This window comes from Agrobacterium fabrum str. C58 (assembly GCF_000092025.1).
Classification (GTDB): Bacteria; Pseudomonadota; Alphaproteobacteria; order Rhizobiales; family Rhizobiaceae; genus Agrobacterium; species Agrobacterium fabrum.
In genome coordinates this window covers 107,915-127,719 of sequence record NC_003065.3, presented here as the reverse complement: position 1 = coordinate 127,719, position 19,805 = coordinate 107,915, and the positions used below count along the sequence as shown (strand labels likewise).

The following is a 19,805-nucleotide window of genomic DNA, read 5'->3' as shown; positions in this document are numbered from 1 at the left end:
AACGAAGCCGCCGCCGGTGGAAATCACCGGCGGCGGACAATCGTTCGGAAGGGGAAGGAGGGACGCGGCTACTCCGCGGCGATCCCGTAAGCATCCTGCTCTTCGTCAGGATCGACGGCTTCGGGAGTGTCGTCGGCGATGTCTGGAAGATCGGCCTCGTCTTCGGGGGCGGCGAGGCCTTCTTCTCCATCAAGGGCGGACTCATCGACGTCTGCTTCTTCCGCGCTGTCGTCATCGAGAACCTCGCCACTCCTGATGAGATCCACGATGTCCTGCGGATCGGGCGCGAAGAGTGCGGTCGTGTGAACGAAGCGCTCTTGCCTGAAATGATCAACGAGAGCCGCACGAGTCTCCCGCACCTTCTGGCGCGGAAGCACGTTCGCCTTCTTCGCCGCTGCTTCCATCGCCTGACGAGACAGGCACAGTAGAAAGTCCTCCGAGCCCATGTTCGGCAGGAAGTTGTCGGCGCCGATCGCGTGACCTGCGATCCTGGAGATCACGCCACCGTTGGACATACCCCGCCGGCACGACAGCACATCGATCAGCATCGAACGCGCGGCCACGCGCAGTGTCTCCACGTCGAAGGCGAGCCTGCCGTCTTCGCCGATCAGCCGGGCGGCGTGGCGCTTGAAGCGCTTCGACCCGAACACGGTATCGGTCGCGCCGGAATCCACGCGGACGTTCAGGCCGGCGAACGCAAGCACGAGCAGGGCCATCAGCATGTCGTCCTCGATCGGGGCGCGTCCAAGCGCCTCATGCAGGGCGTCGGTGCGGAAGTCGCCGATCATGTCCTGCCCCTTCTGGGTCACATCGGGGCGCGGCTTCGGCGCGTCGACGATTGCATCATCGGCTTCGGCCAGACCGCCCGTCTTGGACGAACCGCCCTTCTTCGTTTTCTTATCCTCCGGCATCCGGTACGCGACTGACTGCACCTTGCCGTCACGGTCGAGATACATCCCTACGTGATCGGACTTGGACGGCTTGCCGTAAACGCGCTCCGCTTTCTTCGGCAGTTCCGGCTGGCCCCAGTTGTTGACCTCGATGATCGACCCCTTCTTCGGAAGGTTGTTCGTCATCCATTCCTGCTGGGCGCCGAGAAACGCTTCCACGTTGGTGGTGTAGCGGCTGTCCTGGTCGGCCGGAGCGAACAGATCCTCGACCCATTCGATGCCGTAGGCCTGAGCGAGGTCATCGCCAAAGCTCGCATCCTTGGCGAACATGCGGGTCTTGGAGAGTGCTCGAGAGATGTTGTACCAGTCGGCCCGCTCGGACTTCTTCGGCTTGTGAGCTTTCCAGACTTGCCTCTGCTCGTCGAGCGAGGCTGCGGCGATGGTCCGGAGCTGCTGCTCGTTCGGCATGTCGCCGAGCGCCATATGGTCGAGCATGGCAGGCAGCACGTTGGCCAGGAGCCTGAGCTTCCTGATCTGGCGGACCGGCAGTGCGAGAGCCACGCCGATCGCTTCCTCGGTCCAGCCGAGCGCAACCAGGCGTTCGATGCCGCGCCATTGGTCGACGGGGTTGAGCGGCTCGCGGGCGATGTTTTCCACCATCGAGCGCATCGCGCCATTGTCGTTGGCCGCTGCGACGACGAGGACGGTGATTTCCTCCAGTCCCGCTGCGATCGCTTGCTTCACGCGGCGGTGTCCGGCCTGGATGATGTAGCCATTGCCACCGTCGACTTCCGGCGAGATGACCGGCGGCTGGATGATGCCGACCGCTTTCACCGTCGCAAGCAACAGCGCGTCGGATTGTGGCGAGGATTTCGAGCGACGCGTGTCATCGGGATTGTCCTTCAGCGCACGGGGATCAAGTTTAAGGATTTGCATGAGATTGGCTCCTTCCGGGATTGATGGACCGGCGCCTTGCCAGCCCTTTTCAGTCTTCAGTTCTTTCCAAAGACACTTCCCGGACCGCGGAGCGGACGGGCCGGTGCAACTGCGGCCGAGCATCCCTGCCCGGCTGGCCAAGCAGGGCTTACAGCCCTGCGCAGGACGACGGGCCGGGATCGCGAGTGGCGCGGTTGAGCGCAAGCGTCAGCGGCCTGCCCGATCTGCGAGCAAGCTTCTCCCCTTCCTTATTTTCTCATTTCAGAAGAGCGATTTTGTAAAATCAAAATGATCGGTCGCATTTGCAGGTCTATCCGATCCCTCGCAAAATTCGCGATAAATCGAGTATCGCTTTTCAAGCCGCGATCCGCTCATCGACATCAGTCGCCAGTGCCGCGTCGACCTCGGCAAGCTGCCGAAGCTTCTCGGCCAGTTCACCGGCGAAGGCGAAATCGCGGCCTTCGTCGCGCGACTGGTATGATGCGAGCCGGCGGCGCGCATCGGCGAGGCGTTGGCGATTACGCTCGCGTTCACCCTCGAAATCGCCAAGTGCGTGTTCGAGGCGGGAGACGGCCCCGAGCGGCGTCACCGTCACGGCCAGATCGATCTCGAAATCCGCGCCGGTGCGCATCAGCATTGTGGTGTAACGATAACCGTCACGGCCGAAGCGTTCCCCACCATATTTGAGGTCGAAGCCGCCGATCGAAGCGATGACCTTCTCGCCTTGCCTCTGGAGTTGCACCTGGGTTAGGATCTCCTTCATCAAGGCACGACCAGCCTCCTTGCGCTCGGCATAGACCTTGCCCATGACGGTCATCGAGAAGGCGTCGCCCGATGTCGGAACCAGGCGCTCGATATCCTGCCCGATCTCCGCGATCCGCCGCGTGGCAGACTCGACATAGCGTTCGGCATCGCGGATCTGCCGGCGAACGGCATGCTGGTCGTCCAGATGGGCGGCACGCAGCCGCTCCAGGCGGGCGATATCGGCTTCAAGTCCCGCCTTCTGCATCAGCCGCTGATCGCCCGATGCGATGGCCTTGGCCATTGCGAACTGGTTGGCCTGCCCCTCGCCGAGATCTTCGAGCCGCCGGATCGAGGTGTCGCCGGAGAGCGCAGCGGCGATGAAGCGCGCCTTGCGCTCGTTGTTCTGCCACATCGTCGCGTCCAGCGAGCCCTCGGTGGCATAGGCGAAGATATCGACCTCGTCATGCTGGTTGCCCTGACGCACGATGCGGCCCTCCCGCTGCTCGATCTGGGAGGGAAGCCAGGGGACGTCGAGATGATGCAGCGCCTTCAGGCGGAGCTGGGCGTTGACCCCGGTTCCCATCGTCTCCGAGGAGCCGATCAGGAACCGGACGCTGCCGGCCCGGACGTCGCCGAACAGCCGCTGCTTCGCCTCAGACTTCTTGAAGTCCTGCATGAAGGCGATCTGCGACGCCGGCACGCCTAAGCGGATCAGTTCGTCGCGGATCCAGCGATAGGCCGAAAAGCCTCTGGTCTTCTCGACGCTGATAGTGCCCAGATCGGAAAAGATCATCTGTGCCGCGCCGGTCAGCTCAAACGACTTGCCGTCATGGCGGAGATAGGTGCTGCCCTCGGTCGCCTTCCAGATATTGAAGGCGTTCGAGATGAGGTTGTTGAGCTTGTTGTCCGCCTCATTGTCATTGTCGGCATCCACGAGGCGCAGGTCGATCGCCGCATGCCGGCCGTCCGTGATAACGGAGAGCAGGATGTCGTCGCCCGGCTGCGGCGGCCCTTCGCGCTCCTCGATCGCCTTGATGCGCTCGGCCAGCACCATCTGGTAGTGCTTGAACGCCTGTGTCGGCTTCGACGTGACAATCTGGCGCCTGCCGGTCGAGATCGCCGGCACCTTTACATATTCGCGCAAGTCCGCCGGCATCACGACATCCGCGAAGCTCCGGAACATCGCGATCAGCTCTGGCACGTTGACGAAGCTCGCAAAGCGGGACACCGGCTTGTACTTGCGGGATGGCTGAAGCTCCAACTCGGTGGTGGTGTCGCCGAAGGTCGAGGCCCAGGCGTCGAACTCGTGCAACCCGCGCTCCATCAGCGCCGGGTGGCCCATCAACCGCTGGACCGAGAACATTTCGCCGAGCGTATTTGTGATCGGCGTGCCCGACGCGAGCACAAGCGCGCGACCCGGATTGATCGTCTCGATGAAACGGGATTTCACATAGAGATCCCAGGCCCGCTGCGAGCCGTTCGGATCGACGCCCTTCAACGTCGACATATTGGTTGCGAAGCTGAGCTTTCTGAACTCCTGCGCCTCGTCGACGATGATCTGGTCGACGCCGATCTCGGCGATGGTGAGGAGATCGTCCTTGCGGGTGGAAAGCGCTTCGAGCCGCTCCTGCAGCCCTTCCTTCAGGCGCTCGAGACGCTTGCGAGAGACGCGGTCCTCATCCTCGACCTTCAGGAGCAGGGTTTCGTAGAGCTCCAGTTCGTCGTGGATCATCTGTTGTTCGAACGCCGCCGGCACACCGATGAACCTGAAGGCGGAATGCGTGATGATGATCGCATCCCAGGTTGCCGTCGCCGCGCGCGACAGGAACCGGGCGCGCTTGTCCTTCGAAAAATTTGTCTCGTCCGCAACGAGGATGCGAGCCGTGGGATAGAGCGCCAGGAACTCGCGCGCGGCCTGCGCAAGGCAATGCCCCGGCACGACCTGCATCGCCTTGGCGACCAGGCCGAGACGGCGCTGCTCCATGATGCTTGCTGCCATCGTCATGGTCTTGCCGGCGCCGACGGCATGGGCAAGATAGGTCGAGCCGGCAGAGATGATCCTCCAGATCCCGCGTTTCTGATGTCCATAAAGAACAAAGGCGCCTGAGGCGCCTGGAAGTTTGAGATGATCGCCGTTGAACTTTCGCGGCGCGATGTTGTTGAAGCGGTCGTTATAGACGCGTGCCAGCCGGTCGGTGCGATCGGGATCGGACCATATCCAGCGCTGGAAGGCCTGCTTGATCTTGTGAAGCTTTTCCTTGGCCGCTTCAGTATCGACGACGTTGAGAACCCGCTTTTCGCTGTCGCCGTCCCTGATCGTATCGAAGATCTGCGGCACCCGGCTGTTCAGGGCATCGGACAGCAGTTCGCCGGCATGGCGGCGGTCCGTTCCCCATTCGGATGTTCCGGCGGCGAGGTAGGAAAGCTGGCGGGCCTCGACGGTCCATGACGCCAGTTCGGGCATGTGATGGATCCGGATATCGGTTCCCATCATCTCCTTGACAAAGGCGACGACATCTCCAGCCGGTATCCACGGAGCGCCCAGGCGCGCGGTGATGTCCGACGGGCGCAGATCGACCGGCTGGACGGCAGTGAGCGCCGAGACGTTACGCTCATAGGCGGGATCGAGCCCTGCCGCAGCGTCCGCGACCTTGAGCTTCTCGCGGACATGACCGGACAGATAGGCGTCGGCCATCTGCCAGGAGCCGTCGGCGGGGTCGCGGAAGATCGCGCTGCCAAGCTCAGTGACGACGTCTTCGGGATCACGGTGCAGAAGTTCCGCGATATGGTCGCGATCGACGTGCCCACGTTCGTTGAGCACCACAGCGAGCGCGTCCGCCGCACTGGTGATCACCGGCGGCGCGGGCGGCGAGATGACACGGTCGGTGAAGATCGGTCCGGGCCTCGCCGTATCGTTTTCGAGGTCATAGTCCTCAATCGAGGCGACCAGCCAGCAATCGGGATCGTCTGCGAACGGCTGGAGGTTCGGGCGGCGATGGCTCTCGCGCGTCTTGCCAGTCTCCGGGTCCTCGGTGATCGAGACGGTGGTGTGGTTGATCGGGCCGAAATCGCGGACGAAGCTCGACCAGGCAATGCGCAGCCTGACCTGCAAATCCTTCCAGGGCTGGTCCAGTTCCTGGGCCTTCAGCACCACACGCACCGCGTCGCGGACCGAGATCAGCTTACGGATGATCCGGACATGCTTCTCCGGAATACCGTCGGCATTGCGACCCTTGCGGACTTTCACAGCAACGGGTTCGCCGTCGATCACCTGCATGAGGCCTCGGGCGTTATCGACGAAGAAGCTACCTTCGCGGACATGCCGGCCGGCAGGGAGATCGCGAGGACTATCGTCGGTGGCGTCCTCAAGATCGAGATCGATCTGGGTGGGCTCGCCGTCATAGCGGCCTTCCGGAAAGAGATGGACGGCGGCCGACAGTGCGGCGTCGAGATCCTCACCATCGGGGGCAAGGCATGTATAGGTCTCACCGAAGGGGCCGGAGGTTAGCGCATGGGTGCCGAGCACGAAATCCGGATGCTGCGCGAACCATCGGTTCACCCGGATGGCACCCTCGTCGGCAGTCGCTGGCCGCACCTCCTCGATGTCTAGCCACGAGAGATCGCCCTCGAGTTCGGCGACCTTGCGCTTGCGGAAGAACAGGATGTCCACGACGACGTCGGTTCCCGCGTCGGCCCGGAAGCTGCCTTCCGGCAGGCGGATGGCGGCAATCAGGTCCGCCGTCTTTGCAATATGCTCGCGCGCGGAGGAATCCGCCTTGTCCATCGTGCCGGAGCTGGTGACAAAGGCTGCGAAAGCCCCGGGCTTCAACAGGTCGATCGACCGGGCGACGAAATAGTCGTGCAATCGCAGCCCGAGCGAGCGATAGGCGCGGTCGGAGCGTACGGTCCGGTCCGAGAATGGCGGATTGCCGATGGCGAGGTCGAAGCTCGCCGGCAACTCCGTGCGGGCAAAATCTCCAGTGAGTATCCGCGCCCGCGGCTGTAAAAGCCGGACGATGCGTGCCGTTACGGGATCGAGCTCGACGCCGGTTACGTGCGAAAGATCACGAAGCGCTTCCGGCATCAGCGCCGGAAACAGGCCCGTGCCGATTCCCGGCGCCAGCACCCGGCCGCCGCGCCATCCGAGACGCTGAAGCGCTGACCAGATCGCCCGGACGATGAACTCCGGTGTGAAATGGGCATACTGGGTGCAGCGGGCAAGCGAGGCATAGTCGGTCTCGCAGACCGCATCCTCCAGATCGGAACCGATCTCGTCCCAGCCCTTGCGGAATTCGAGCTCGCCCGGACGGCGGAAGACGCCGTTGGCAAGATCGGACGCACCGAAGCCGGTGAAGCGGATCAGTGTCTCCTGTTCCTCGCGCGTCGCAAAACGTTGGCCCGCCTCTATTTCGGCAGCGAGCCGGATCGCGGCAATATTGGCGCGCGCGCGGTCCTTCCAGCGGCGGGCAAGCCCGCGGTCATCGGCGAGATGGAAGTTAAGGCCACGGGCACGACACGGCGGGCACGACGGTCGGACGACCGCGGCGATCGGCAAAGCCGGCGCCGGAGTTGTGGGATCCGGATCGTCGTCGGGCCCGAAGTTGCTGGCGAAGGCCATCACGCCAAGGCCGAGGCCTGACGAAAGCGCGGTGTTGCCGAAAAGATCGATCGTGAAGGGATCGTCATGTGACATGCTGGAATCTCCTGGGTGAAGGCGCGCGTCGCCGTCCCGAAGGAAGGTTCCAGTCGGCTGACGACGTGCGGGGATGAAGAGGACTGGGTGGGCTGGACGGCCGCCAGACAGCGAGCGTCGACGGATCGCTAATCTCGCGCGATCACGGTGAATTGCATCGAATCCTCGTGGAAGGCGATCCTCAGATGCGTGCAGCCGGGGCTGGCGGCGATAAGCTTCACGAGCATGGCACCGTCGAGAAACTCGACCCCGTCATCGCCGCCGAAATGCTGGCGCTTGTATTGCCAATAGTCAGGGTTGGTCTTCGGATCGCACTCTTCGGCATAGACGACGAACGGCCGCTGCCCTACGGCGAGCTTACCGTTGGAGAGGATGTAGACGCCCTCGTCGCCGATTAGCCAAAGACCGGGCTTCTCATCGCGGCCCGGAAACACTCCGTAGTGGGGATTGCGGAAACCGCCGTTGAGGTAGGCGTCCAGCCGTCCGCGCATCATGACGACGTGGATGTCCGTCACGGAAAAGGTGAACATCGCCGCCTCCCTTACGCCGCTATCGCGTCAGGGAGGTAGCGCAGATGCACCGGCAGCTTTGATGCGATCTGCGCATCCGTGAGGTCGTCGAGCAGCTCCAGGACGGTGCCCTGGCGTCCGCCGTAGAACAGCACGGTCCGCTTGCCGTGGTTGCGTTCCGGCCAGCGCTCGCCGGCATAGCCGCGATAGTCATCATGGGTGCTCGACCAGATGTGGTCCAGGCGTTCCTCGCGCGTCATCGCCCGAACAGGCCGGGTTTCGCGCTCTACGATTGCGGCACGCATCCGCTCCGGCGAGCCCTTCTCGGACAAGTCGCAGTAGCCGTGGAAATACCGCATCCGGTCGTCGATCGTCAGCGTGAAAAAGATGCTGGTGATGCTGTCGGTGAGGAACTCGCGCATGGCGAACATATCGCCCCGCATGAACAGCGGCGGCAGGATCTCGAACATGTGATCGTGCTGCGCCTGGGCGACTTCGAACCATTCGCCTCGATAGAGCGCGCTGTCGTCGCTCTCCCAGCGGTTCAGGCGTTGCGCGTGGCGGTCGAACAAGCGGTACATCTGCCGGCGGTCGGCAATGCCTTCAAAGACTTTACGTATTGGAGAGACGGTCATCGGCGGGCTCCTTTCAGCCTCGTCGGGAAGGACACGCGGCTCATCCTCGCGATGTCGCCATCCTCTTCAGCCCTTCCTGACCCCTCCTTGGCGCCGCCTCTCCGCAAGGTCGGGTCAAGGGCCGCGCAGCGGGCGAAGCTTTACCCTTGACGCGGCTGGCGGGCATGCGGCAACTGGCCTTCCCTTCCCTTCCCCTTCCCCTCCTTCCTTCCCCTCCTTGCTATTTCATTCAGTGAAATCAGCTTACAGTCTGGTTTGATCGCTCGCTCTATCATACTTTGGGCTGATTATTTGGCATTGATAATCAGGGTGTAACCTGATAATTTGTGCGCAACAATCAGCCTGTTGTCTGATGATCAGCCGCAGTAGAAAGTTGAACGATGAAGGACGACGCAAGAAAGCGAGCGCGCAGAAGGCTTGACGAGCGTCTTCGCGGGCTGCAGCCGGCAGAGGGCTTCAGGGCACCGCCAAAAGGATGGGTCCGGGCGTTGCGCGACGCGCTCGGCATGACAGGAGCGCAGCTCGGCTCGAGGATGGGAATCCGGCCCCAGACCGTGGAAGCGATCGAGAAGTCGGAGGCATCCGGAACGATCCAGCTCAGTACGTTGCGACGCGCGGCAGAGGCACTCGACTGCACCCTCGTCTACGCACTGGTCCCGAATACGTCGCTCGAGGCCACCGTCGATGAGCGAGCGCGCAAGATCGCAATGCGCGAACTCCAGCGGGTCGCGCATACGATGCGTCTGGAGGCACAGGGAACGGATGACGGAGATCTCGAGGCCCGCGTCCAGGCCTACATCCGCAACCAGCTTTCCGAGCGCGATCTCTGGTCAGAAAAATGACCGACCTCTTCCAGGAGCCAGAGGACGCAACACCGCTCGAGCCTCAGGAGCGCGAGGGCCTGCTTCAAAGCTGGATCACCCACAGGCAGGATCTCAACGAGGCTGAACAGGAAAATATCGTCGAGGGCGCAGCCTGGGCTCGCGGACGACGGCGCATGCCGGTCGGCAGGATGCTGACCGAAGACTTTATGCGTACATTGCACCGACGCATGTTCGGCGAGGTCTGGCAATGGGCAGGCAGCTTCCGAACGACGGAGCGCAATATTGGCATCCAGGCCTACCGGATCCCGGTCGAACTTGCGGCTTTGCTGGATGACGTGCGGTATTGGGTCCAGCATGAGACCTTCGCAGCCGACGAGATCGCAATACGTTTCCACCATCGCCTGGTCGCCATCCATCCGTTTCCAAACGGCAACGGACGTCACGCGCGGCTGGCCGCCGATCTGCTCGTGGAAAAACTGGGCGCCGAGCCCTTCAGCTGGGGTAGCGGAAGCCTGGGCGACGTGGGAGATCTGCGCACGCGATACGTCGCGGCACTGCAGGCCGCGGATAATCACGACATCGCGCCTCTCCTCGAATTCGCGCGCAGCTGAGTGCAAAGGTCCTCGTTCCAGTCCTCGTGGCGGGGACGATGGCGCTCAAAGCCGCAGTTAGCGTCCCGGGCAACTGCTTCCAACCGATCAGCGTAGATATCGCCCTGCGCGTTATTATCCGTGGCGGCGACCACCAAAATACCCTTACGCGCCGCCAATAAACGGATCGCCGCATCGGTGGCAGGGGCCCAGCCGCCGCCGGTACTGACATAGAGGCTATCGCGCCGATTACTCTCCAGCGCGGCAAGGCTCATGGCGTCGATGGCAGCCTCCGTCACGCAAAGGCGCGGCGCATGGATCGCGCCGAACCTGAACAACACCTTCGCGCCTCCCGTCGAAAAGCCGCGCCATTCCGGCCCGCGTTCCTCCCAGCCGGTGACGGCGCCCTCGCTGTCACGGTGCGCGGCCCACATGCTGCCGCGCGGACCTTCGCGCACGAGATCATGCCGGATCGCTGCGCGGATGGTCGCTTCCGGAACGCAGCGGTCGTCGCGGAGATAGCGCCAGGTCATCGAACCCGGCCACGGCTTGCGGCGCTTCGTCCATCGTTCTGAAACTCCGGCCGGCAGATCGATCTCGCGCGCAGCGTGGGTCCAGACCGGCTCCTTCGGGACGAAGTCGACCAGCGATGCGACATGGTCGAGGGCTTCGACAAAGGGCACTCGGTCGAGATGCTCGACAAGACCGAACACGTCACCCTTGGCATCGGACAGCGGATCGAACCAGCCCCTGCCCTCGTGAATCACGATGATTATGGCCCCGCCGCCGCGGAATTTGACCGCCCTGCGGGTGCTCTCCTTCAGGTCGATGGCAAACCCTGCCTGCTCCAGCACCGCAGCGCATTGCACGCGGTCCCGCAGTTCTTCCAGTTCCTTCTTTTCCATTTGAATTCCCGACGCACCCTTGCGTCCGCCTTTCCTTCTGTTTCTTTTCCCCGCACCTTGCGGGCCCGCTCCGGACATCGCGAAGAGCAAAGGAGGCAAGGGCGCGGCTGGCAAGATGACAATCTGCACCTTGGGCCACCGCCCGGGTGCCAGCAGCGGCGAAGCTTCCCTTGCCGCCTGCGGCTCGCAAGCGGCACCAAAAAGGCGAGAAGGGTCTCAATGAGACCCGCCCGGAACGTATTCATGCACGATCTCCAGATCGTCTTCGTCGTCGAGTTCGTCGCTCGGCAGAACGCCGAACTCGTTACCGGACCTAAAGAGCGTGACCGGAACCATCAGGGTGCGGGAAAGCTGGAAGGCATGGTTCTGCGCAAGGGAAAGATCGGTGTTCATCTGAAGGCTCCCTCTTTGGAGCGGGCCATTCCCGCTCGATGGCTCCCGTCAGTGTCCGGAACCGGTCGCGATCACCGCGAGGGCGAAGCCGAGCGGCGGCAGCTTGCTAGCCGACCCCGCAGCGGGTTGATCGTCGGAGATCCGGGGCCGGACCAGGAAGCCATCCATCAAGAGCGGAATGGGACGTCTCCTATGGACCTCGTTCAACCGACAATGATCATGCGGGAGCAAACCTTATAGCGAATGCGGATCTCGCCGAGATCTGCTCTCCTCAGAGGCCGGTTTTGGTATCAATTCAGAGGCGCGGTAAGATTGAGCTGGTGAGAACAGCGTGCGCGCGTTGGGGTGTTGGTAACAGGGCCATCGCACGCACTGGTGTTCTTGGTCCCAGGACAGAGGAAGAAATTGGAACGCGTGATGAAAAGCGAGGACATTGCCGTACTGCCTCAACAGCTAAAGGGGCAGGAGCGAAAGCATGGGTTCGAACGCTTGCGTCTAGAGGCCCGGGGCGAGGACCCGTATTAGTCATGCATCACTCGCGCAGATCGCCATGACCTTAGTCTGAAATAATCGTCAGCTTTACCGTTCAGCAGGTCAGCCTCGATATCAAAGGCTGACTGCACAATTGAGTCCATTTCCTTTTCGCGATCTACTGTGAAATAGCGCTCCTCAAGTCTGCGCTGCTGTATTTCGATGGAATCCCGCCAGTAGCGGGTTCCCTTTATGTCAGTATGTGTCTCGACATATCTAGCCAGGGGACCGCCACGTTCCCGACCCATGTAGCCCGGGCAGGCGCAGCAAAACTCGTAGAGCTTATCGTCGCTCGTTGCGATCCAGACATCATGCTCGATGATCCCGAAGTTGAACTGCTCGCGCGAATTGTTCACGATATCTGCAGCAGCAATCAGCTTCAGGTCGTTGGCTCCATTCAAAGCGATGCGCTCCAGTACTTTGACGGGTGTCAAGCCTTTGCCGCCACCCTTTTTCAGTTTCACGAAGTTGTTTGTGATAGCTACTTTCCGCGTCCTGAGTTGGTCAGTTAAGCCATTTTCGGGGGCGAAGACATATCGAGCGATCGTCAGTTCCTTGAGACTGATGAGATCCAGTACCTCGGCGCAATAATCGATGTAGAGGGCGAATTTTTCCAGGCCATTCAACGCCTCTAATCGATGTATGACGTTCATAGCGAGCAGCGAAGCATATGAGCACGAGATTGCCTTCTGACGCTCTAGCGACAGCGCGCTAAAATGCTCAGGGTCCATCTTTCCACCAGCATACGGAACCTTTATCGAGTTTGGGTCCTCGCGGAAATTTGGCAGATAGTCTGCAAGAAAACTGTCGAACGCTGCTTCAACGTCGCCTCGACGCGCTGGGGGCAGTTCTTGGTAAGCCGCTGCGGGCGAGATGAATACGCCATACTTGGAGGTTTTCTCGATGAGTCTCGCCAGTTCCAGAACACCAGCATTCTTAAGTTCCTGGTGTCGCTGGCCAGTCTTATAGGCGCTTTCGATTGCAATCAGGATATTGGTGTCGAACATAATATTGGTTTGTCGACCATTCCGATGGTTTTCTCGGATGGCATCCCTGTCGAGGTTGATAATTTCGGTTGAGTTCGACGACGATTTGAAAGCGCGTATCATGAGGTTCTCTGTTTTATGCTCTGCGTGAATTCTCGGTCCCGAAATCTGGGTCTTCTTGTCGATACCAAGCTTCCACTGGCCTCTCCTGTATAATAATCTGATGCTCTAAACTTAACCTCGGGTTCAGACAGCGATTTTGTTCTGGAAATTGCGCTCAAGCTTTATTTTGCTTTAAAATTGCTGCGAGCGGACTGACAACTCCCTGGGCGCCACCGCGCCTCAGGATGGGGAAAGTCAATGGAAGTTCCGGCTTTTGATTTTCAGCGTATCAATGTGAAGATCGGGCGTGAAAATGTCGCGCGGGGCTACAACAGGCTTCGACTTGTCCCGCGTATCCGAACTTCCCGGCGATCCGTGGGCGAACTCATCACCCCTGCCGGCCGGCAGCTTGAACTCTTCATCGCGATCAGCCAGACCGGTCAGATCGCCTGACAGGTCGAACAGCTGCTGGGCGACAAGATGCACGACCTCCCCTTCCCGCTGGATCCGACCATTGATGGCCATCATCGAGGATCCGAGCACGGCACGCCGCCGCTTTTCGAACAGCGTCGGCCAGACGACGAGGTTGGCCGGTCCGGTCTCGTCCTCGATGGTGATGAACATGACGCCCTTGGCCGATCCGGGCTTTTGCCGCACCAGGACAAGGCCGGCGGTATAGACCCACCGCCCGTCCCTCGAATTCATCGCCTCGGCACAGGTGATGATGTTGCGCACTGATAAATCCTTGCGCAGGAAGGCAATCGGGTGCTGCCGCAATGTCAGGCCGGTATGGCTGTAGTCCTCGATGACGTTATGGCCGTCCGTCATCTGCCGAAGTGCCACCCCCGGCTCCTGCTGCTCGGCGATTGCAGCCATCTCCCGTTCGGCAGCCGCCGCAAACAACGGCAGGGGTTCATCGCGTAGCGCCTTGATCGCCCAGAGCGCGTCTCGGCGTTCAAGCTTCAGCGATGGAAGAAAGGCATCGGCCTTGGCAAGCTGGACAAGCGCCTCCGATGGCACGCCGGATCGACGCCACATGTCGTCAACCGAGACAAAGGCATTGTTCATGCGTGCCGCGACGACGCGCGCCGCATCAGCGACCGCCAGTCCTTTCACCTGCCGGAAACCGAGCCGGACAGCATGCCGATCGGAATTGCCGATCCGCTCCAGCGTACAGTCCCACCGCGACCGGTTGATGCAAACCGGCCGCACCTCGACGCCGTGGGCTCTCGCGTCGCCGACAATCTGCGCCGGCGCGTAAAAACCCATCGGCTGCGAATTGATGAGCGCCGCGCAAAAGGCTTCCGGATAATGGCATTTGATGTAGCTCGAGGCATAGGCGATCAGCGCGAACGAAGCCGCGTGGCTCTCCGGAAAACCATAGGAGCCAAAGCCTTCGAGCTGGGAGAAGGTCTTTTCGGCGAATTCCGGCGCGTAGCCGTTCCTCACCATGCCGGAGACGAGTTTGTCCTTGAACTGCGAGACGCCGCCGGTGAACTTGAAAGTCGCCATCGACTTGCGCAGCTGGTCGGCTTCGCCACCGGTAAAGCCGGCGCAGACCATCGCGACCCGCATCGCCGACTCCTGAAACAGCGGCACGCCGAGCGTCTTGCCGAGCACCGCTTCCAGCTCCGGCGTCGGATATTCGACTGCCTCCTTGCCTTCTCGCCGGCGCAGATAGGGATGCACCATGTCCCCCTGGATCGGACCGGGCCGGACAATTGCGACTTGTACCACAAGGTCGTAGAAGGTCCGGGGTTTCAACCGCGGCAGCATCGCCATCTGCGCGCGGCTTTCTATCTGGAACGTGCCGAGCGTATCGGCCTTGCGGATCATCGCATAGGTCACAGAATCCTCCTGCTCGATTTTCGAGAGATCAAGATCGCGGTCCTTGTGCTCGCGGATCAGATCGAAGGCCTTGGCCATGCAGGTCAGCATTCCAAGCGCCAGGATGTCCACCTTCATGAATTTCAGCGCTTCGACGTCGTCCTTGTCCCACTCGATGATCTGGCGGTCCTTCATCGTCGCCGGTTCGATCGGCACGAGATCGTCGAGCCGATCATGAGTGAGGACAAAACCGCCGGGGTGTTGGCCGAGATGGCGCGGGGCGCCCATCAGTTGCTGTGCGAGCTTCAAAGTCAGCACAAGACGCCGGTCGTCTGGATTGAGATTGAGCTCGCGGACATTGCGATCGCAGACCTCTTCCGACCAGGACCACATGCCGGATGACAGCGCCTTGATCACGTCCTCCGGCAGGCCGAGCGCCTTGCCGACATCGCGGATCGCGCCGCGCGCCCGGTAGCGCGTCACGGTGGCGCAGAGCGCTGCCTTTTCTCTGGTATAGGTTCGATAGATCCACTGGATCACCTCCTCGCGCCGCTCGTGCTCGAAATCGACATCGATGTCCGGCGGCTCGTCGCGCTCCTGGGATACAAAACGCTCGAACAGAAGGTCGTTGGTCGAGGGATCGATGCTGGTAATGCCGAGGATGTAGCAGACGGCACTGTTGGCGGCGGAGCCCCTCCCCTGGCAGAGAATGCCTTGAGACCGGGCATAACGCACGATCGAAAAGACGGTCAGAAAATACGGGGCGTATTTCATGGTACGGATGAGATCGAGCTCGTGCCGCACGACCTTCAACACGTCGGGCGGTAGTCCCTCCGGATAGCGGTCGGGCACGCATTGCCAGACATAATGTTCCAGCGAGGCCTGAGCATCCTTGCCCGGCACGATCGCCTCCTCCGGATATTGGTAGGTGAGTTCCTCGAGCGAGAACGTGCAGCGACGGACGATCTCCATGGTTCGCGCGAGGGCTTGCCGGTATCGCGGAAACAACCGCTCCATTTCTTCCGGCGGCTTCAGATAGCGGTCGGCGTGGCGCTCGCGCTCGAAACCGACCTCGTCGATCGTCGTGCGGGTGCGAATGCAGGTAACGATGTCCTGCAACTGCCGGCGGCCTGGCTCATGGAAGAGGACATCATTGGTGACGACCGTCCGTACCTTGAACCGCGTGGCGAGATTGGAAATCTCATGCAGGCGCAGCTGGTCGTTCTGCCGCCGCCGCAGGCAGAGCGACACATAGGCGCGATCGCCGAACAGCTCGGCCATCTTGCGCAGCTGGATCCCGCAAAGGTCATCCGGCAGGTCCGGCACCAGAATGCCGATCATGCCGTCGGTGTAGGCGACGACATCGTCCCAGTGCAGGAGGCAGTTGTTCTTGCCGCCGCGCGACTTGCCGAGCGTGATGAGCCGGGTCAGCCTCGAATAGGCAGCCCGGTCGGTCGGATAGACCAGCACCGACATGCCGTCGGCGAGATCGAGCCGGCAACCGATGACGAGGCGTAACCCCGTAGCGCGCGACGCCTCAAGCGCCCGGACAATTCCGGCCAGTGAATTGCGATCCACCACGCCGAGGGCTTCAATACCGAGAGCCTTGGCGGTCTCGAACAGTTCCTGCGCCGAGCTTGCTCCGCGCAGGAAGGAAAAGTGCGTTGTGACCTGCAGCTCCGCATAGCTCATGCGAAGATCCCGTGCACGAACCAGCGGTGGCTTCCGGTGTCAGGATCGATGCCATCACCGGAGCGAAACACCCAGAGACGCTCGCCGGCCTCATCTTCGATGACGAAGTAATCGCGCACCGCCTCCATCTCGGCGTCGCGCTGCCACCACTCGCCGAAAATCCGCTCGGGGCCATCGGCCCGCTTGACCTTCCGCCGCTTGCCGCGCCAGGTGATCGAAACCGGCGGGCGGTCCGGTAGCAAGGCGATTGCCTCGATCAGCTCCGGACGGGCCAGCAGCCGAACCGGCCGGCGCCAATGGCTGACCCAGGTGACCTCGATCGGATCGGCAGCAGGACTGATGCGCTGGACGGAGCGCTCTGGCACGTCGGAGGCGACCGGCGCCACCCGATACACACGCTGGCCGCGGTTGCCGTAGATATCGATCAGCGGTGTGACGTCGGTGACCTCGTCCTCGACCAGCGAGGAGGATTTTTGGCGCTCCTCCAGCGGCTCGGCCATCACCGCCACCAGGGTGAGCTTCTCGATCCCGAACCCGGGCTCGATCTTCTCCGTTCGATCGCGAAACAGCTTCGTCAGCCAGGCGACATCGCGCACCGGCTTCACCGTGCCGGCACGGATTGCCTGCCTGACACCATCGACCTTCTCGACGATCAGGTCGGCGCGCCGAACACCAAGGCCGCGCCTTTGCAGCTCCTCGATCAGTTGCACGACCAGCCGGCCGACATATTTGTCGATGGTCTCGGCAGCACCGATTGGTTCGGCGAAGGCGCGGCTCACCTCGATGAGCTCGGCGGTGCGGATCGGATCGATCGGTTCGCAGGCGCGGCCAAACATCTGGTCCAGCCGCCGGCCAATCTCCGGGCCGAAACGAAGGGTCAGCGGCGCGCGCGGCGTGTTGGCCAATTCGCCGACGGTCTGGAAGCCAAGCGTGCGCAGATCGCTGACGACGTTCCCGGGAAGGCGCAGCAACGATATCGGCAGCTTCTCGACGGCGCGGACGGTCTCACCTGAAGGCACTATGACCGTTTCGCGGCTGATGGCACGGGCGCAGGCGTGTGCTGCACCCCAGGTGTCGGCGATCGCGACCCGGGGAGTGAGTTTCCTTGCTAGGAACTGATTGGCGATCTTCGTCACCATCGGCAGCTCTCCGCCCTGCAAGTGATCGGCACCCTCTGTGTCCATGACGATGCCGTCGATCCCATCGACCGCGACGATTGGGGAATAAAGCGTCAGCGCCCAGAGGGTGATGCGTTCGAGTGCTGCGGCATCCATAGCAGGATCCGCATCGACCAGCATCAGGCCGCGAAACAGCGCCTGTGCTTTCGCAGCCGGCATGCCGACATGAACGCCGGCTTGTCTGGCGGCTGCGTCGGCCGCCGATACCCAGCGTTTCGAGCCGCTCCTGGCGATCACCGCGATCGCCTGTTCAGGCGGAATGGATGGATCGGCGCGACGAATGCGATCCGTCGGCAGATCCGGAAGATAGATCGAGACAACCCTTGTCATCGCACGCCCTCACGAGAAACTCAGCACATTCACCCGCTTTCACGCGCATCAATTCCAGCAACCATTGGGCCCTCCCCACACCCGGCACTGGCAAATCCTCCGATGGCATCACGCTCACCCGCCACCGCGTGGTCGACGCCGTCGGCTGCCCGAAATCATTGGCCTCTGTCTGCCGCCTCCAACGACGCACAGCCAATGCCATTGTCCCCGTGCGCTCGGCCGCCAGCTGCAGGCGGCGCGAGCTGACCATCGGCAGGCGAACGAGTTCACCGACGACGGCGCCGAGCCCACCAAAGGACAGCCCCTCCTCCATGTTGGCGAGCACGTCTTCCTCCTTGTCGGACTCGACGAAGATTATCCGGTCGTGATGCAGTCCGACCTGCGCAAGCGCGGGGAAAAACAGATCTGGTCGCGTCAGACACCACACGATCGGCCCCTTCGTCCGTGCCGCTATGCCGGCTGCAAAAAGAGCAGCGGCCGCACCATCGACGGTGCCCGATCCACCACCGGCAAATTCGTGAAGCGCGCCATGAGCAAGGCCGCCGCCAGGCAGAACCGCATCCATCTCCGGCACGCCAAATGGCAACCAACCGGCTTTTTTCGCCGTGCTGGTTTCGAGCGATGCAATACGCTCCCGCAGATCGCAGATTACCCTTTCGCGGGCAGCAGTCATTGTTCACGGCTCCCTTCAAGGTCGTGTTGGCAGGGCGACTTCATGTCGTGCAAATGTCAATGTTCTGTTTTTGTTCCCATATGAGAAAGGAGTCAAGGCGGCAAAAAACGTACGAGTATTGTTCCGAACATTAGAAGTTCGAGATTCTTCATGAGAATCAGGTGAATAGCTGCGACCAAGAAATTTCGCTGGCTTCTACAGTCTTATGTCCTGATCGGTGAATAGCGGGGACAATATAGGGATAGTCACAGTATTATTAAGGCTTTTCTGATGAACTGGCCGGATGACGAGGCCTCCGAGATCAAAACCCCTCCTGCGCGACACCGAGCCGCCGATCCGCTCAAAGCCTCGCAGGAAGCGTAATCCAGCTCAACCACAGCTCCTCTTCGATCCCATACCTGATCGCGTCGAGCCGGCGCTGGCCCTATTGAAGGCTAAGCCTCCCACCGGAAACGAATGGAGTTGGGAGCTGAAATGGGATGGCTATCGCCTTGCGGTCCATATCGAGCCCCAGCGGATCCGGATCCTTACCCGCGGCGGCCACGACTGGACACATCGGTTTCCGGCCATAGAGCAGGCCGCCAGAGCGCTGGGGCCGGCGACGATGATCATCGATGGGGAAGCCGTCGTGCTCGACGATGAGGGGCGGCCGGATTTCGGGCTGCTGCAGCAATCGCTGGGTGCATCCGGCAAACAAGCTGGCAGGCGCGCCTCCCACGCCGTTCTTTACGCTTTCGATCTTGTTTATCTGGATGGGCACGATCTGCGCGGTGTTGAATACCGTTCGCGCCGACACCTTCTCGAGGACACGATAAACGGCCCAACGAATGAAGCCAGCGCCATTCGGATATCAGAAACACTCGATGCCGAGCCAGCTGTCCTGCTTGAGCATGTCTGCCGCCTCGGCCTGGAAGGCATCGTCGGCAAGCGCCTCGATCAGCCCTATCGTTCGGGCCGGACCGGGGATTGGGTAAAAGTCAAATGCATCCAGAGCGAGGCTTTCTTCATCGTCGGCTATGAGAGGTCCGCATCGTACCCAGCCGGCTTCGGCTCGTTAGCGCTTGCCGCCTACCGCGATGGCGATCTCGTCCACGTCGGAAGCGTCGGCACGGGCTTCAAGGGAGCCGAGATCATCCGGTTGCGGAAGATACTGGACACGCTGCGATGGAAGCGAAAGCAGCCGCCCCTGCCCCATTCCGGAACTGCCGACATTGTCTGGGTCCAGCCTACCCTGATCGCCGAGATCGAGTTTCGCGCCTGGACATCGGACGGGAAACTCCGTCATCCGTCGTACAAGGGCCTGCGGGAACGGCAAGACAATGCCGACGTTTACCAGCTCGACTAGCGAAACAAGCGACATGCGCTAG

General features: G+C 61.7%; 13 protein-coding genes. 3 read left to right on the top strand and 10 right to left on the bottom strand.

Features of this window, described 5'->3' with window-relative positions; all coding sequences use genetic code 11:
* Positions 1-68: 68 nt before the first annotated feature.
* From ATU_RS23505 to ATU_RS23490, 4 genes are all read right to left on the bottom strand, one after another.
* Entirely contained in the window at positions 69-1,826 is a 1,758-nt protein-coding gene (locus ATU_RS23505; protein ID WP_010974797.1) for a ParB N-terminal domain-containing protein, read from the bottom strand.
* Between the two features lie 355 nt (positions 1,827-2,181).
* The gene (locus tag ATU_RS23500) at positions 2,182-7,263 is read right to left on the bottom strand and encodes a lactate dehydrogenase (RefSeq protein WP_010974882.1); all 5,082 of its coding nucleotides are present in this window, start codon (positions 7,261-7,263) and stop codon (positions 2,182-2,184) included.
* Between the two features lie 128 nt (positions 7,264-7,391).
* Complete coding sequence (locus ATU_RS23495; RefSeq protein ID WP_010974881.1) at positions 7,392-7,793, bottom strand: DUF3085 domain-containing protein; 402 nt, start codon at positions 7,791-7,793, stop codon at positions 7,392-7,394.
* Between the two features lie 11 nt (positions 7,794-7,804).
* On the bottom strand, positions 7,805-8,407 hold the full coding sequence (locus ATU_RS23490; protein WP_010974880.1) for a DUF1419 domain-containing protein: 603 nt from the start codon (positions 8,405-8,407) through the stop codon (positions 7,805-7,807).
* A 380-nt stretch (positions 8,408-8,787) separates the two neighbouring features.
* Here ATU_RS23490 and ATU_RS23485 point away from each other — a divergent pair, with 380 nt between their 5' ends.
* Together ATU_RS23485 and ATU_RS23480 are read left to right on the top strand one after the other, a co-directional pair.
* Positions 8,788-9,249 carry a mobile mystery protein A gene (locus tag ATU_RS23485; RefSeq protein ID WP_010974879.1) on the top strand — a complete coding sequence of 154 codons (462 nt, stop codon included), beginning with the start codon at positions 8,788-8,790 and terminating at the stop codon, positions 9,247-9,249.
* Entirely contained in the window at positions 9,246-9,842 is a 597-nt protein-coding gene (locus ATU_RS23480) for a mobile mystery protein B (RefSeq protein ID WP_010974878.1), read from the top strand. Before ATU_RS23485 ends, ATU_RS23480 begins: the two co-directional genes overlap by 4 nt.
* Here ATU_RS23480 and ATU_RS23475 read toward each other — a convergent pair.
* The 6 genes from ATU_RS23475 to ATU_RS23455 all read right to left on the bottom strand — a co-directional run bounded on the left by ATU_RS23475 (position 9,803) and on the right by ATU_RS23455 (position 18,438).
* Entirely contained in the window at positions 9,803-10,726 is a 924-nt protein-coding gene (locus tag ATU_RS23475) for a DUF3991 and toprim domain-containing protein (protein ID WP_046033750.1), read from the bottom strand. The two genes, ATU_RS23480 and ATU_RS23475, sit on opposite strands and share 40 nt — an antisense overlap.
* A gap of 216 nt (positions 10,727-10,942) precedes the next feature.
* Positions 10,943-11,119 carry a hypothetical protein gene (locus tag ATU_RS26610; RefSeq protein WP_045024681.1) on the bottom strand — a complete coding sequence of 59 codons (177 nt, stop codon included), beginning with the start codon at positions 11,117-11,119 and terminating at the stop codon, positions 10,943-10,945.
* Positions 11,120-11,640: 521 nt separating this feature from the next.
* Positions 11,641-12,759: a hypothetical protein gene (locus ATU_RS23470; protein ID WP_010974876.1), complete on the bottom strand. Its 1,119-nt coding sequence runs from the start codon at positions 12,757-12,759 to the stop codon at positions 11,641-11,643.
* Between the two features lie 234 nt (positions 12,760-12,993).
* Positions 12,994-16,257, bottom strand: a complete 3,264-nt coding sequence (locus ATU_RS23465; protein WP_010974875.1) for an error-prone DNA polymerase — start codon at positions 16,255-16,257, stop codon at positions 12,994-12,996.
* On the bottom strand, positions 16,254-17,765 hold the full coding sequence (locus tag ATU_RS23460) for a Y-family DNA polymerase (protein WP_046033749.1): 1,512 nt from the start codon (positions 17,763-17,765) through the stop codon (positions 16,254-16,256). Before ATU_RS23460 ends, ATU_RS23465 begins: the two co-directional genes overlap by 4 nt.
* Complete coding sequence (locus ATU_RS23455) at positions 17,686-18,438, bottom strand: ImuA family protein (RefSeq protein WP_010974873.1); 753 nt, start codon at positions 18,436-18,438, stop codon at positions 17,686-17,688. The genes ATU_RS23460 and ATU_RS23455 overlap by 80 nt, the downstream gene beginning before the upstream one ends.
* 283 nt (positions 18,439-18,721) lie before the next feature.
* On the opposite strand from ATU_RS23455, the gene ligD reads away from it, so the two are divergent.
* Complete coding sequence (ligD, locus tag ATU_RS23450; RefSeq protein ID WP_010974872.1) at positions 18,722-19,783, top strand: non-homologous end-joining DNA ligase; 1,062 nt, start codon at positions 18,722-18,724, stop codon at positions 19,781-19,783.
* The last annotated feature ends 22 nt before the right edge of the window (positions 19,784-19,805 follow it).